Below are 15234 nucleotides of genomic sequence, written 5' to 3'. Positions count from 1 at the left end.
TGTGACCGCGGGCGTCTCGAGCTGCTTTCTTTGGTTACTTTCTTTGCAGCAGCAAAGAAAGTGACTGCCGCCCCGCACAGGGGCAGCGCTAATAAACCAACACGAACACAGGCCATTCATGAAAGCCCAAGGCGCAGCCTTCACCTTACGAGGCCCTGCCCCCCCGTCCGCTCGATCCACCCGCCTCCCAGCGCCTGATACAGCGCCACGAGATTCGCCAATCGCTGCGTTCTCGCCGCGATCAACGTCTGCTGCGCCGCGTACAGGTCCTGCTGCGCGGTCAACACGCCGAGATAACTATCCACGCCCTGCCGGTACCGCAACGTCGACAGATCCAGCCGACGCTGCTGCGCGGCCGTATCGCGCTCGAGCGCCCCGATCTGCTGATCATAGGTGCCGCGCGCAGCGAGCCCATCCGCCACGTCGCGGAATGCCGACTGAATCGCCTTCTCGTATTGCGCGATCTCGATCTTCTTCCCGATGTTCGCGGCATCCAGATTCGCCAGATTCTGCCCGCCGTCGAAGATCGGCAACGTGATGGTCGGCGCAAAACTCCATGCCGCCGAGCCCGCCTTGAACAGGCCGCCGAGCGTCGGGCTCAACGTGCCGAAACTGCCGGTGAGCGAAATGCTCGGGAAGAACGCCGCACGCGCCGCGCCGATATTCGCATTCGCCGCCAGCAGGTTCTGCTCGGCCTCCATGATGTCCGGCCGGCGCAGCAGCAGATCCGACGGCAAGCCCGCCGGAATATCCGTGAGCAGGTTCTGTCCGTCGAGCGGCATGCCGCCGGGCAGATCGTCCGGCATCGGCTCGCCGAGCAGCAACACGAGCGCATTCACCGCCTGCGCTCGCGCGCTCCTGCGCCTGAAGATTCGCCGCCGCGCTTTCCATCACCGTGCGCGACTGGCTCAGATCGAGCTCGGATGTCACGCCGTTATCGAACTGGAGCTTCACGATGCCGTAGGAATCGCTCGCGCTCTTGAGCGTCTGGCGTGTCACGGCGAGCAGGTCATCGGCTTGCAGCACTTGCAGATACTGTGTCGCCACCTGCGACACCAGCGATATTTCCGCGGCTTTGCGCGCATATGCCGTCGCGAAATACTTCGCGAGCGCCTGATCCTTCAGGCTCTGCACGCGGCCGAACAGGTCGATTTCCCACGACGCGTTCAAGCCCACGTCATACGTGTTCGAAATGGTCTGGTTGAAGAACGACAGATCCGCCGGCGTGCGCGACTTCGTCTGGGACGCCTGCGCGCCGAGCGTCGGGAACAGCCCGGCGCGCGTGATGCGGTATTGCGCCTGCGCAGCCTGCACGTTAAGCAGCGCAACGCGCAGATCGCGATTGTTCTTCAATGCGATATCGATGAGCCGTTGCAGCCTTGCATCGACGAAAAAGTCACGCCAGCCGATATCCGCCGCGGCCACCCCGTTCGCGCTGCGCGTACCGCCGCTCGCCGCGCGCGGCTGCGTCGCGTAGACGCCGTCCGCGGGAAAGCTCGCCGATGCGGGCATCGCGGGGCGCTCGTACGTCGGTGCCAGCGTGCAGCCTGTCGCCAGCGCGGCGACGGCCATTGCAATCAGGGAAAGTCTACGCATGTCAGTGTCCTTCGTTGCCCGGTTGCGCGCGCCGCTGCGCTTCGTATCGCGCGAGCGCGGCATCCGTGTCTTCCTTGTCGCCGCCGAAACGCGAGCGCACGACGACGAAGAACATCGGCACCATGAAAATGGCGAGGAAAGTCGCGGTCACCATGCCGCCGATCACACCCGTGCCGATCGCGTGCTGGCTACCCGAACCGGCGCCGTTGCTGATCGCGAGCGGCATCGTGCCGAGAATGAACGCGAGCGAGGTCATCAGAATGGGGCGCAGGCGCAGGCGCGCGGCTTCGAGTGCCGCCTCGACCGGCCCCATCTTTTGCGAGAGCTGGAGATCGCGCGCGAACTCGACGATCAGAATCGCGTTCTTCGCCGACAGACCCACCGTGGTGAGCAGGCCCACCTGGAAGAACACGTCGTTCTCCAGTCCGCGCAACGACACGGCGAGCAGCGCGCCGATCACGCCGAGCGGCACGACCATGATCACGGAGAACGGAATCGACCAGCTCTCGTACAGCGCCGCGAGACACAGGAACACGACGAGAATCGAGATGCCGTAGAGCATCGGCGCCTGCGAACCCGACTGGATCTGCTGATACGACAGTCCCGTCCATTCGAAGCCGATGCCCGCGGGGAGCTTGGCGGCGAGCGCTTCCATCGCGGCCATCGCCTGTCCGGTGGATTTGCCCGGAGCCGCGACACCCTGTATTTCGATCGACGACTGGCCGTTGTAACGCTCGAGCTTGGGCGAGCCGTAGCTCCACTCGGTCGTCGCGAACGACGAGAACGGCACCATCGAGCCGGACGCATTGCGCACGTACCAGCTGTTGATGTTCTCCGGCGACATGCGGAACGGGGCATCGCTCTGCATGTAGACCTTCTTGATGCGGCTGTCGGTATCGAGGAAGTTGTTCACGTACCGCGATGCCCACGCGATCGAGAACGTCTGGTCGATCATCGACGGGTCGACGCCCTGCGCGAGCGCCTTCTGCCGGTCGATGCTCACCTTGAACTGCGGCGCGTCGTCGAGGCCGTTCGGCCGCACCTGGGCGAGCGCCGGATCTTTCGCGGCCATGCCGAGCAACATGCCGCGCGCCTGCATGAGCTTTTCGTGCCCGAGACCGGCGCGGTCCTGAAGCTCGAAGTCGAAGCCCGACGCCGTGCCCAGTTCCGGAATGGATGGCGGGTTCACCGGAAAGACGAGCGCGTTCTTGTAACCGGCGAACGCGCCGAACGTGCGGCCCACGAGCGCCTGAATTTTTTCGTTGGCGCCCGTGCGCTGATTGAAGTCCTTCAGCCGCACGAAGACGAGGCCGGAGTTCTGGCCGTGGCCCGCGAAGCTGAAGCCGTTCACTGTAAATACCGATTCGACGGTCGAGCTTTCCTTCTTCCGCAGATAACCGGCGACATCGTCGAGCGCGCGCTGTGTCATTTCCTGCGTGGCGCCGGCGGGCGTGGCCACCAGCACGAACATCGTGCCCTGGTCTTCATCCGGCAGGAACGCCTTCGGCAGGCGCGCGAACAGCATGCCGACCGCCACGACGACCACGAGATATATGATGAGCCAGCGCCCCGAGCGCCTGATGACATGCGCCACGGCGCCGTGATACTTCGCCTGGCTCTTCGCGAACGTGCGGTTGAACCAGCCGAGAAAGCCCGTCTTTTTCTCCTCGTGTCCTTGCGGGTGCGGCTTCAGCATGGTCGCGCACAGCGCCGGGGTGAGCACCATCGCGGTGAGGACCGAGAGGCCCATCGCGGAGACGATCGTCAGCGAGAACTGGCGATAGATCGCGCCGACCGAGCCGCCCGAGAACGCGACCGGCACGAACACGGCCGCCAGCACGAGCGCCACGCCGACGAGCGCGCCGGTAATCTGGCTCATCGCCTTCTTCGTGGCTTCCTTCGGCGGCAAGCCCTCTTCCGTCATCACGCGCTCGACGTTCTCCACGACCACGATCGCATCGTCGACGAGCAAGCCGATCGCGAGCACGAGGCCGAACATCGACAGCGTGTTGATCGAGAAGCCCGCGGCCGCCATGATCCCGAACGTGCCGAGCAGCACCACCGGTACGGCGATAGTCGGAATCAGCGTTGCGCGCAGGTTCTGCAGGAACAGGTACATCACGAGGAACACCAGCACGATGGCCTCGATGAGTGTCTTCACGACGTCGGAGATGGACTGCTTCACGAACGGCGTGGTGTCGTACGGGTACTTCACGACGAGACCATGCGGGAAGAACTTCGAGAGCTGATCGATCTTCGCGCGCACGGCGTTGGCGGTGGCGAGCGCGTTCGCGCCGGTCGCGAGCTGAATGCCGAAGCCCGCCGCCGGACGGCCGTTGTACTGCGTCTCGAAGTTGTAGCTCTCGCCGCCCAGACCGACGCGCGCCACGTCGCGGATGCGCACCTGCGAGCCGTCCCGGTTCACTTTCAGGAGCACGTTGCCGAACTGCTCGGGCGTGCGCAGGAGTGTCGCTTCGGTGATGGTCGCCTGCATCGACTGGCCCGGCACGGCGGGCACGCCGCCCAGTTGCCCGCCCGCGACCTGCACGTTCTGCGACTGCAGCGCGTTCTGCACGTCCACCGGCATGAGGCCGTATTGCGCGAGCTTGTTCGGATCGAGCCAGATCCGCATGGCGTACTGCGAGCCGAACAGCGTCACGGTGCCGACGCCGTTCAGACGGCTGATCGGATCCTGCACGTGCGAGGCCACGTAGTTCGCGAGGTCGTCGCGGTTCATGCTTCCGTCTTCGGACACGAACGCCAGCACGAGCAGGAAGCTGCTGCTCGACTTGGTGACGCTGGTGCCCAGTTGCTGCACGATGGCCGGCAGATTGGGCGTGGCCAGTTGCAGCTTGTTCTGCACCTGCACCTGCGCGATGTCGGCGTTGGTGCCCGCCGCGAAGGTCAGCGTGACGGTGGCGGTGCCGCTGTCGTCCGAGGCGGAGGACAGATAGAGCAGGTGGTCAAGGCCGCTCATCTGCTGCTCGATCACCTGCGTGACCGTGTTTTCGACGGTCTGCGCCGACGCGCCCGGATACGTCGCTGCGATCTGAATGGACGGCGGCGCGATGGTCGGATACTGCGCGACCGGCAGCGTCGCCACCGACGCGATGCCCGCCAGCATCAGGATGATCGCGATCACCCACGCGAAAATGGGGCGGTCGATGAAGAACTTGGCCATGAAGCGTGTCTCCCGTCCTCAACCGCCGGCGGCGCCGGACGCGGGCGCGGCGGCCGTCGCATCGGCGGGCGCTTCGGGCAGGTGCGCGGGCACCGCCTTCACTTCCGTGCCCGGACGCGCCTTGTCGATGCCCTCGACGATCACGCGGTCGCCGGGATTCAAGCCGCTGTTTACCACCCAGTTCTGGCCGTGCGTGCCGGATGTCACGAGCGGACGCATCGCGACCTTGTTGTCCTTGTCGACGACCATCGCGAGCGCGGTGCCCTTCTGGTCATGCGTGACGCCCTGCACCGGCACGACGAGCGCGTTCGGATTCACGCCTTCCTCGACGCGCGCCCGCACGAACATGCCCGGCAGCAGCACGCGGTCCTTGTTCGGGAATACCGCGCGCACGGTGACCGAGCCGGTCGTGGGGTCCACGGTCACATCGCTGAATTGCAGCCTGCCCTGCTCGGAGTAGACGCGGCCGTCTTCCAGAATCAGCGTGACCTTCGCGGCGTTCGGGCCGTTCGTCGCAAGGCGACCTTCCTGGATCTGGCGGCGCAGCTTGAGGCCGTCGAGGCTCGATTGCGTGAGATCGACGTACATCGGATCGAGCTGCTGAACCGTCACCATCAGCGTCGCCTGCGCTGCCTGGACATAGGCGCCGGGCGTGACCTGAGAAATGCCTGTTTGTCCCGAGATCGGCGACGTGACCTCGGTATGGCCGAGGTTGATCTGCGCGGTGTCGATCGCGGCCTTCACGGCGGCGACATCGGCTTCGGCCTGCCCGAGCGCGGCCACGGCGTTGTCGTAGTCCTGCTTGCTGACCGCGTTCGACGCGACGAGCACCTTGTAGCGCTCGGCCTGCGCGGACGTCGACACGAGGTTCGCCTGGGCCTTCGCATACGACGCCTTCGCGTTGTTCAGTTGTGCGATGTACGGTGCCGGATCGATCTTGTAAAGCCGCTGCCCCGCCCTCACGACGCTGCCTTCGGTGAATTCGCGGCGCAGCACGATGCCGTCGACGCGCGCGCGCACCTGGGCGTCGAGGAAAGCGCTCGTGCGGCCCGTCAGTTCCGCGACGACCGGCACCGCGGCCGGCGCGAGCGTGACGACGCCGACTTCCGGCGTGTGCGGCGCCATCGCGGGAGGCTTCTCCCCGCAACCGGCCGCAAGCAGGGCGGCCGTCGTGATACCGATGAGGCGGTATGGAATCCGTTTGAGACGCATGGGACGCAGGCCTCTTTGTTGGCTGAAGATGAAAGGCGAGCGCGTCCTCGCGTTCATGGCGGGCCGCGCACGCGACGTGTTCTCGTGCGATGCGAAAGTCGCGGATCGCGGCGCCCGGTGTGCCCGGGCGCCGGAAAAGCCGATCGCTTCCCGAACAGACGATGTTTTCAGGATGACTAAATTGTCACGTCGCTCGTTTGCGCCCGATGGCAACCGATCTTGATGTATCTCAAACGGAAACGCGGCGTCGCGACTGTGACGAGCCGCCGATTATAGTTATCGATCGCGATCGATCAGACTCAATCAAACCGCCGTTCTGTCACAAATTGATAACAGCCAGAACAAATCTGCGGAATACGCGGAGAAATTGAGACATCGCTGAAAGCGCAATGAAAAAGCCCGGCGCTTGGCCGGGCTTCGCTTGCATCGCGTCGATCACGTCAGGCGGTTCAGCCCGCCGCGGGAGCCGAGGCCGGCTGCGGCGGCGTGCCCTGCGAGCCGTAATCGACAGGCGCGTCCGCCGGGCGCGGCGCTTCGCCGGAGCGCTCGATCCATCCGCCGCCCATGAACTGATACAGATCGACGAGGTTGGTCAGGCGGTTCAGCCGCGCCGTGATCAGCAACTGCTGCGCCTCGTACAGCGCCGTCTGCGCGGTCAGCACCGCGAGATAGCTGTCCACACCGTTGCGATAACGCAGGTCCGACAACTCCAGACGCCGGCTCTGCGAAGTCACGAAGCGCTCGAGCGACTTGATCTGCTCGTCGAAGGTGCCGCGCGCGGCGAGGCCGTCCGCGACTTCGCGAAACGCGGTCTGGATCGCCTTCTCGTAGTTGGCGATCTCGATGCGCTTCTGCACGTTCGCGAGATCGAGATTGGCCTTGTTCTGGCCGCCCTCGAAGATCGGCACCGTGATCTGCGGCGCGAACGACCACGCGGCCGAGCCCGGCTTGAAGAGTCCGCCGAGCGTCGGCGACAGCGTGCCGAAGCTGCCCGTCAGCGAAACGCGCGGGAAGAACGCCGCCCGCGCCGCGCCGATGTTCGCGTTGGCCGCGAGCAGCGACTGCTCCGCCGCCGCGATATCGGGACGGCGCGTCAGGAGATCCGACGGCAGGCCCGCCGGAATGTCGGACAGCAGGTTCTGCGTGTCGAGCGGCATGCCGGCCGGCAGATCCGCAGGCAGCGGTTCGCCCACGAGCAGCACCAGCGCGTTTTCCGCCTGCGCGCGCAAACGCGATTGGGTCTGCAGGTTCGCCTGCGCCTCTTCGACGACGCCTTCCGACTGACGCAAGTCCAGCTCGGTGCCGGTGCCGTTGTCGTACTGCAGCTTCGTGATGCGGAACGATTCCTGCGCCGTCTTCAGCGTGTTCTGCGTGACGGTGAGCTGATCGTCGTAGGCGAGCATCGTCAGATACTGGTCCGCCACCGACGACACGAGCGCGATTTCCGCCGCCTTGCGCGATTCGGCCGTCGACAGATATTGCGCGAGCGCCTGATCCTTCAGGCTGCGGATTCGCCCGAAGAAGTCGATTTCCCACGACGCGTTCAGGCCGACCGAATACGTGTTCGAGATCGTCTGGTTGAAGAACGACAGATTCTTCGGCGTGCGCTGCTTGCTCTGCGACGCGGCGCCTTCGAGCGCCGGGAAGAGCCCGGCGCGCGTGATCTGATACTGCGCGCGCGCCGCATCGACGTTGAGCACCGAGACGCGCAGGTCGCGATTGTTCTTTAGCGCGAGCTCGACGATTCTCTTCAGGCGTGGATCGGCGAAGAAATCGCGCCAGCCGATCTCGGGCGCGCTCTGCCCATTCGCGGTGCGGCCATTGCTCGCCGACGACGACGCGTCCGGCTGGTGCGCGTACACGCCGCCTTCCGGAAACGTCTGCGCGACGGGCGCCGCGGGCTGTTCGTATTTCGGCTGGAGCGTGCAGCCCGCGGCGAATACCGCCACGGCGGCCGCGATCAAGGAATGTTTAAGCATTTCAATGTCCTTCCTTATCGGAGCCGTTCTGCGAGCCGCCATGCGGACCTTCGACATCACCCGATGTACCCGGCGACGGCACGTCCTTGCTCTTGCTGAATTTCGAGATCACGACGAAGAACATCGGGATCATGAAAATGGCGAGGAAGGTCGCGGTCAACATGCCGCCGATCACGCCGGTGCCGATTGCATGCTGGCTTGCCGAGCCCGCGCCGTTGCTGATCGCGAGCGGCATCACGCCGAGAATGAACGCGAGCGACGTCATCAGAATCGGGCGCAACCGCAGGCGCGCCGCTTCCATCGCCGCTGCCACCGTCGACATGCCCTGCATGCGCAACTCACGCGCGAATTCCACGATCAGAATCGCGTTCTTCGCCGAAAGGCCCACCGTCGTCAAGAGGCCGACCTGGAAGAACACGTCGTTTTCCAGGCCGCGCAGCGTCGCTGCGAGCAGCGCCCCGAGCACGCCGAGCGGCACGACCATGATGACCGAGAACGGAATCGACCAGCTTTCGTACAGCGCCGCGAGACACAGGAACACGACGAGGATCGAGATGCCGTACAGGATCGGCGCCTGCGAGCCCGACTGACGCTCCTGATACGACAGACCCGTCCATTCGTAGCCGATGCCCGCCGGCAGCTTCGCCGCGATCGCTTCCATCGCCGTCATCGCCTGGCCGGTCGACTTGCCCGGCGCGGCCGCGCCCTGGATTTCCATCGCCGAAATACCGTTGTAACGCTCGAGCTTCGGCGAACCATAGGTCCAGTTGCCGGTCGCGAACGCGCCGAACGGCACCATCGTTCCGGCGCCATTGCGCACGTACCACTTGTTGATGTCGTCCGGATTCATGCGGAACGGTCCGTCGCCCTGCACGTACACCTTCTTGATCCGGTTATCGACGTCGAGGAAGTTGTTCACGTACTGCGACGCCCATGCGATCGAGAACGTCTGGTCGATGTCCGACACCGCGACGCCGAGCGCATTGGCCTTCTCGCGGTCGATGTTCACCTTGAACTGCGGCGTGTCGTTCAGGCCGTTCGGGCGCACCTGCGCGAGCGTCGGGTCCTTCGCCGCCATGCCGAGCAGCATGTTGCGCGCTTCCATCAGTTTCGCGTGGCCGACGCCCGCGCGGTCCTGCAGCTCGAAGTCGAAGCCCGCCGCCGTGCCGAGTTCAGGAATCGATGGCGGATTGACCGGGAAGATCATCGCGTCCTTGTAGGGCGCGAAGTGCATGAACATCCGCCCGACGAGCGCCTGCACCTTCTGGTCGCTATGCTGGCGGTCCGCGTAGTCCTTCATCCGCACGAACACGAGACCGGAGTTCTGGCCGCGGCCCGCGAACGAGAAGCCGTTCACCGTGAACACCGATTCGACGATCGCCTTCTCGTCCTTCAGCAGATAGTCCTGCACGTCCTTCAGCACATGCGCCGTGTATTCCTGCGTGGAACCGGCCGGCGCCTGCACGAGCACGAACATCGTGCCCTGGTCTTCATCGGGCAGGAACGACTTCGGCAGACGAAGGAACAGCATGCCCACCGCGACGATCACGACGATATAGATGATCAGCCAGCGTCCCGAGCGACGGATCACGTGCTGCACGCCGCTGTGATACTTCTCCTGGCTCTTGTTGAAGGTGCGGTTGAACCAGCCGAAAAAGCCCGTCTTCTCGGGCTGATGCCCTTCCGGATGCGGCTTCAGGATCGTCGCGCACAGCGCCGGCGTGAGAATCAGCGCGACCATCACGGACAGCACCATCGCCGCGACGATCGTCAGCGAGAACTGCCGGTAGATGGCGCCGACCGAGCCGCCCGAGAACGCCACCGGCACGAACACCGCCGACAGCACGAGCGCCACGCCGATCAGTGCGCCGGTGATCTGGCCCATCGCCTTGCGGGTCGCGTCGCGTGGGGACAAGTGCTCCTCGGACATCACCCGTTCGACGTTTTCCACGACCACGATCGCATCGTCCACGAGCAGGCCGATCGCCAGCACGAGGCCGAACATCGACAGCACGTTGATCGAGAAGCCCACCGCCGACATGATCGCGAACGTACCGAGCAGAACGACCGGCACCGCGATCGTCGGGATGATCGTCGCCCGCAGGTTCTGCAGGAACAGATACATCACGAGGAACACGAGCACGATGCCTTCGATCAGCGTCTTGACCACTTCCTCGATCGACAGGCGCACGAACGGCGTCGTGTCGTACGGATACTTCACGACGAGGCCGTGCGGAAAGTACTTCGACAGGTCGTCGATCTTCTGCCGCACGAGCTTCGCCGTCTGCAGCGCGTTCGCGCCCGTCGCGAGCTGGATACCGAAGCCGGCCGTCGGCTGTCCGTTGTACTTCGTATCGAAGTTGTAGTTTTCGCCGCCGAGGTCGATCTTCGCCACATCCTTCAGGCGCACTTGCGAGCCGTCCTGATTCACCTTCAGCAGGATGTTGCCGAACTGCTCCGGCGTGCGCAGCAGCGTCGCTTCCGTGATGGTCGCCTGGAGCATCTGCCCCGCGACCGCCGGCGTGCCGCCGAGACCGCCCGCCGCCACCTGCACGTTCTGGTTGTTGATGGCGTTCTTCACGTCCACCGGCGTGAGCGAGTAGTTCGTGAGCTTGGTCGCATCGAGCCAGACGCGCATCGCGTACTGCGAGCCGAACAGCGTCGTGGTGCCGACGCCGTTGATACGCGAGAGCGGGTCCGCCACGTTCGACGCCACGTAGTTCGCGAGGTCGTACTTGCTCATGCTGCCGTCTTCGGACACGAACGCAAGCACGAGCAGGAAGCTCGAGCTCGACTTCGTGACCTTGGTGCCGAGCTGCTGCACGACCTGCGGCAGAAGCGGCGTGGCGAGCTGCAGCTTGTTCTGCACCTGCACCTGCGCGATGTCGGGGTTCGTGCCCGCCGCGAACGTCAGCGTGACCGTGGCCGTGCCGGAGTCATCGGATGTGGACGACAGGTACAGCAAGTGGTCGAGACCGGTCATCTGCTGCTCGATCACCTGCGTCACCGTGTTTTCGACGGTGCTCGCCGATGCGCCCGGATACGTCGCGCTGATCTGGATCGCAGGCGGCGCGATCGTCGGATACTGCGCGACCGGCAGCGTGAAGATCGACGCCATCCCCGCGAGCATCAGGATGATCGCGATCACCCACGCGAAGATCGGTCGATCGATAAAAAACTTTGCCATGTAACAGGCTCCCTTTTATTACGCGCCCGAAGCGGCCGATGCGGCCTGCGCACCACTGGCGCCGCTTCCGTTCGCCGGGGCGGCGGCGCCTTGCGCGCCGGATGCGCCCGGTGCCTGCGCTGCCTGCGCGTCGGATGCCGGATAGGGGAATTTCGCGTCGACCGGCTTCACCTGCATGCCGGGCTTCGCTTTCTCCACGCCGTTCACGATCACGCGATCGCCCGCGTTCAGGCCGCTGTCGACCACCCAGTTGTTGCCGAAAGTGGCGCTCGTGACGAGCTGACGCAGCTCGACCTTGTCGTCCTTGTTGACGACGAGCGCGGTCGGCGTGCCCTTCTGGTCATGCGTGACGCCGATCTGCGGCACGACGAGTGCGTGGTCGTTCGTGCCTTCCTGGATGCGGGCACGCACGAACATGCCCGGCAGGAGCACGCGGTCCTTGTTCTGGAAGATCGCTCGCACGGTCACCGAACCGGTGCTCTGGTCGACGCTCACGTCGGAGAACTGCAGCTTGCCCTGTTCGGTGTAAGTGCGGCCGTCTTCGAGCACGAGTGTGACCTTCGCGGCGTGGATGCCTTCGGTCTGCAGGCGGCCTTCCTGAATCTGCCTGCGCAACTGGAGGCCCTCGACGCTCGATTGCGTCAGATCGACATAGATCGGATCGAGTTGCTGCACGGTCGTGAGCAGCGTCGCGGCGCTCGCCTGCACATACGCGCCCGGCGTGACCTGCGACAAGCCGGTGCGGCCGGTGATCGGCGAAACGACGTCGGTATAGCCGAGGTTGATTTGCGCGGTATCGACCGATGCCTTGCCCGCGGCGACATCCGCCACGGCCTGGCCTTGCGCGGCGACGGCGTTGTCGTAGTCCTGCTTCGACACCGCGTTGGCCGCGACGAGAATCTTGTAGCGCGCCACGAGCGCGTTCTGCGACGCGACGTTCGCCTGCGCCTTCGCCAGCGTCGCCTTCGCGTTGTTCAGCGCGGCGATGTACGGCGCCGGATCGATCTTGTAGAGCCGCTGGCCGGCCTTGACCTCGGAGCCTTCCGTGAATTCACGGCGCAGCACGATGCCATCCACCCGGGCGCGCACTTGCGCGACGAGGTAGGCATTGGTGCGGCCCGGCAAATCGACGACGACCGGCACGCTCGTGGGCTGCACGGTGACGATGCCCACTTCGGGCGTTTGCGGCGGAGGCGCTGATTGTTTTTGCCCGCACGCTGCCAGAAACACGGCAGCCGTCGCGGCGGTGATTAAGCGGAGTGGAACCCGTTCGACGCGCATGGAGCGACCTCTGTCTAAGACTGAGAGTGAAATAGGTGCGCGGCGGCCTTCCCCGGGCAATGCCGCGCACGAGCGTCCCTGAGGACGCTGCCAATAATCAAAACCTGTCCGACGAATGAGCGGCGCCGTGGCCAGTGGCCGGCGTTTCATGCCCGTGCGCGACGCTGTGAAGCGCCGCCTGTGGCCCAAGGACGGCCGGAACGGGGCAATGGAAACGAAGCTTAATTCGAAATCTGATCGTCGGCTGAATTTGTGAATATTGGTAAACGGGTGGTATTGTATATACATTCGTGGATGAATGTAAAAAACTGTACGTGTTTATCCCCATTGGAGTTGAGAAAAAATCGCTCAGGGGAATCGATTACGGTCGACCAATCTTCGACAAGGGCGCGCGGGCGCGCCCCTTCAACGGCAGAAAGCAGGAGCAGACGGCCCGAAAGGCCGCACGATATGGTCAGACGAACCAAGGAAGAAGCGCAGGCAACGCGCAACCGGGTGCTCGACGCGGCCGAGCGCGTCTTTTACGAAAAAGGCGTATCACGTACGACGCTGGCGGACATCGCGCAGGCGGCGGGCGTCACGCGCGGCGCGATCTACTGGCATTTCGCCAACAAGGGCGATCTCTTCAACGCGATGTTCGACCGCAGCCTGCTGCCGCTCGACGAACTCGTGGAAACCACGCTCGACGGCAAGGAAGAGGATCCGCTCGAGCGCCTTCGGGAGCTTTTCGTCTGGTGCATGCGCAACATCACGACCGACGAGCAGCGCCGGCGCGTCTTCGACATCCTCTTCATGAAATGCGAGTTCGTCGAGGAAATGGGCCCGGTGCGCGAGCGGCATCAGAACAACATGCGCGACGGCATGGAGCGCATCGAGCGTGCGCTGCGCAACGCCGTCGAAAAGAAGCAGCTTCCCGCAACGCTCGATACGAACCGCGCAACTACGATGCTTCACTGCCTCTTCACCGGCATCCTGCACGATTCGCTGATGCTGCCGGATATCGTCCATCCGGAGCGCGACGCCGAAGCGCTCATCGACGCGTGCTTCGACGCCCTGCGCTGCAGCCCGGCCCTGCTCTTACCGGCCAGCGCCTGAATTCGCGGCGCGCGCCCGCTGGTTCGACGCGTAGATGTTGTCGCGCGCGGGCGCGTCGCCGCTCTCCAATGCCCTGATCCAGTCGTCCGTGCCGAGAACGGCGGCGAAACGCGATTGCATCACCACCGTGAACACGCGGTGGATCTCCTCCGCAGTCGCACGGCCCGCGCTGTTTTCGTAGGGCACGGCGCCCGTTGCATCCGCGAGAAATTCCACGGCAAGGCCGGCATGCACCGCGTGCTTGACGGTCGAATCGTCACAGTTGTGCGTCATGTAGCCCGCGATCGCGATCGTGTCGATGTCGTGAGCCGTCAGCCAGTCGGCGAGACCGGTGCCGGCGAATGCGCTCGACAGCGATTTCTCGATGTAATGCGCGCGCGGCCGCGACGCCACCGTTTCGTGCAGCTCGGCCATTGCTGAGCCGCGCGCGAAGATCGGCGCGCCCGGCGGCGCGAAATTCTGCACGACGACGACCGGCACGCCGTGCTTCCCGGCGGCGTCCATCGCGCGCGCGATATTCGCGAGCGACACGTTCACATCGGGATATTCGATCAACAGGTTTCCGTCGATGTACTCGTTCTGCACATCGATGACGATCAGGGCGCGGCGCGGCATGGTCAGCTCCTTCGTGGATGGTCGAAGCATTGTCGCCGCGCCCGCGCGGTATCCAGAAGTGGCCCGATCGCCAACTTTCATCGGAATCGGGCCAAAATGTCGAGATCGACGTTTCGCCGGAGCCGCGCCATGACCCGCCATTCGATCGCCGTCGTCGCGTTCGACCGCATCAGCCCGTTTCATCTTGCGGTGCCTTGCATCGTGTTCGGCGAGGAGCGCAGCGGCATCGGCGTGCCGTCGTTCGACTTTCGTGTCTGCGCCGCCGAACCGGACGCGCTCGCAACCTCCGCCGGCTTTACGATCGCGGCCCGGCATTCGCTCGACGCCCTCGCCGGCGCCGATGTGATCATCGTGCCGTCGTGGCGCGATCCGGACGAGATGCCACCCGAAGCGCTCCTCGACGCGCTTCGCGCGGCGCATGCACGCGGCGCGCAAGTCGTCGGGCTGTGCCTCGGCTCGTATGTGCTCGCGGCGGCGGGCCTGCTCGACGGCCGCGCGGCCACGACGCACTGGGCGTGGGCCGACGATTTCGCGCGCCGCTATCCCAGGGTCCGGCTCGATCCGAATGTGCTCTATATCGACGACGAAAACATCACGACTTCAGCCGGCACCGCGGCCGGACTCGATTGCTGCCTGCACGTGCTGCGCAAGCTGGCCGGCTCGCACGCGGCGAATCAGGTCGCGCGGCGGCTCGTCGTGCCGCCGCATCGGCAGGGATCGCAGGCGCAATTCATCGACGAGCCGGTTCCCGAGCGCCCGAACGGCGAAAAGCTCGCCGGTCTGCTCGACTGGCTGCGCGCCAATCTCCAAACCGAACATTCACTCGATGCGCTCGCCGCGCGCATGGCGATGAGCCGCCGCAACTTCACGCGGCGCTTTCGCGAAACGACGGGCGCGACGGTGAGCACGTGGCTCGTCGGGCAACGCGTCGCGCTCGCGCAGCGCTTGCTCGAAGGCACGGATCTTCCGATCGATCGCATCGCGGAACAGAGCGGCTTTCGCACCGGCGCGACGCTGCGCCAGCAATTCGCGCAGACGCTGAAGACGTCGCCGTCGGCTTATCGACGGGCGTTTCGCGGCGTGTAACC

General features: G+C 64.9%; 8 protein-coding genes and 1 pseudogene. 2 read left to right on the top strand and 7 right to left on the bottom strand.

All coding sequences use genetic code 11. The features are described 5' to 3' along the window. Positions 1-140 precede the first annotated feature (140 nt). The 6 genes and pseudogenes from NCT32_RS02550 to NCT32_RS02525 form a co-directional block, all read right to left on the bottom strand. A pseudogene (locus tag NCT32_RS02550) lies at positions 141-1596 on the bottom strand (efflux transporter outer membrane subunit). Between the two features lies 1 nt (position 1597). Beyond that, on the bottom strand, positions 1598-4777 hold the full coding sequence (locus tag NCT32_RS02545) for an efflux RND transporter permease subunit (RefSeq protein WP_061117684.1): 3180 nt from the start codon (positions 4775-4777) through the stop codon (positions 1598-1600). Positions 4778-4795: 18 nt separating this feature from the next. Continuing rightward, on the bottom strand, positions 4796-5989 hold the full coding sequence (locus tag NCT32_RS02540; protein ID WP_061117870.1) for an efflux RND transporter periplasmic adaptor subunit: 1194 nt from the start codon (positions 5987-5989) through the stop codon (positions 4796-4798). A 449-nt stretch (positions 5990-6438) separates the two neighbouring features. Then, positions 6439-7968, bottom strand: a complete 1530-nt coding sequence (locus NCT32_RS02535; protein ID WP_061117685.1) for an efflux transporter outer membrane subunit — start codon at positions 7966-7968, stop codon at positions 6439-6441. A 1-nt stretch (position 7969) separates the two neighbouring features. Beyond that, the gene (locus NCT32_RS02530) at positions 7970-11155 is read right to left on the bottom strand and encodes an efflux RND transporter permease subunit (protein WP_061117686.1); all 3186 of its coding nucleotides are present in this window, start codon (positions 11153-11155) and stop codon (positions 7970-7972) included. An 18-nt stretch (positions 11156-11173) separates the two neighbouring features. Then, a complete protein-coding gene (locus NCT32_RS02525) occupies positions 11174-12436 on the bottom strand; it encodes an efflux RND transporter periplasmic adaptor subunit (protein WP_061117687.1) in 1263 nt (420 codons plus the stop codon). Positions 12437-12886: 450 nt separating this feature from the next. On the opposite strand from NCT32_RS02525, the gene NCT32_RS02520 reads away from it, so the two are divergent. After that, positions 12887-13531 (top strand): TetR family transcriptional regulator, encoded by a 645-nt coding sequence (locus tag NCT32_RS02520; RefSeq protein WP_061117688.1) that lies wholly within the window; start codon positions 12887-12889, stop codon positions 13529-13531. Here NCT32_RS02520 and NCT32_RS02515 read toward each other — a convergent pair. Then, a complete protein-coding gene (locus NCT32_RS02515; RefSeq protein ID WP_250489872.1) occupies positions 13514-14152 on the bottom strand; it encodes a cysteine hydrolase family protein in 639 nt (212 codons plus the stop codon). The genes NCT32_RS02520 and NCT32_RS02515 overlap by 18 nt on opposite strands. Positions 14153-14275: 123 nt before the next feature. Here NCT32_RS02515 and NCT32_RS02510 point away from each other — a divergent pair, with 123 nt between their 5' ends. Continuing rightward, positions 14276-15232: a helix-turn-helix domain-containing protein gene (locus tag NCT32_RS02510; RefSeq protein WP_250476341.1), complete on the top strand. Its 957-nt coding sequence runs from the start codon at positions 14276-14278 to the stop codon at positions 15230-15232. The last annotated feature ends 2 nt before the right edge of the window (positions 15233-15234 follow it).

The sequence above is a fragment of the Caballeronia sp. INML2 genome (assembly GCF_023631365.1).
Taxonomy (GTDB): Bacteria; Pseudomonadota; Gammaproteobacteria; order Burkholderiales; family Burkholderiaceae; genus Caballeronia; species Caballeronia turbans.
The sequence above is the reverse complement of the archived record's forward strand: the minus strand, read 5'-3'. Positions and strand labels throughout refer to the sequence as shown.

What these genes read in the sequence shown, in the direction of transcription:
- NCT32_RS02545 (WP_061117684.1), bottom strand. Translation starts at nt 4,777, where the DNA reads ATGGCCAAGTTCTTCATCGACCGCCCCATTTTCGCGTGGGTGATCGCG.
- NCT32_RS02540 (WP_061117870.1), bottom strand. Translation starts at nt 5,989, where the DNA reads ATGCGTCTCAAACGGATTCCATACCGCCTCATCGGTATCACGACGGCC.
- NCT32_RS02535 (WP_061117685.1), bottom strand. Translation starts at nt 7,968, where the DNA reads ATGCTTAAACATTCCTTGATCGCGGCCGCCGTGGCGGTATTCGCCGCG.
- NCT32_RS02530 (WP_061117686.1), bottom strand. Translation starts at nt 11,155, where the DNA reads ATGGCAAAGTTTTTTATCGATCGACCGATCTTCGCGTGGGTGATCGCG.
- NCT32_RS02525 (WP_061117687.1), bottom strand. Translation starts at nt 12,436, where the DNA reads ATGCGCGTCGAACGGGTTCCACTCCGCTTAATCACCGCCGCGACGGCT.
- NCT32_RS02520 (WP_061117688.1), top strand. Translation starts at nt 12,887, where the DNA reads ATGGTCAGACGAACCAAGGAAGAAGCGCAGGCAACGCGCAACCGGGTG.
- NCT32_RS02510 (WP_250476341.1), top strand. Translation starts at nt 14,276, where the DNA reads ATGACCCGCCATTCGATCGCCGTCGTCGCGTTCGACCGCATCAGCCCG.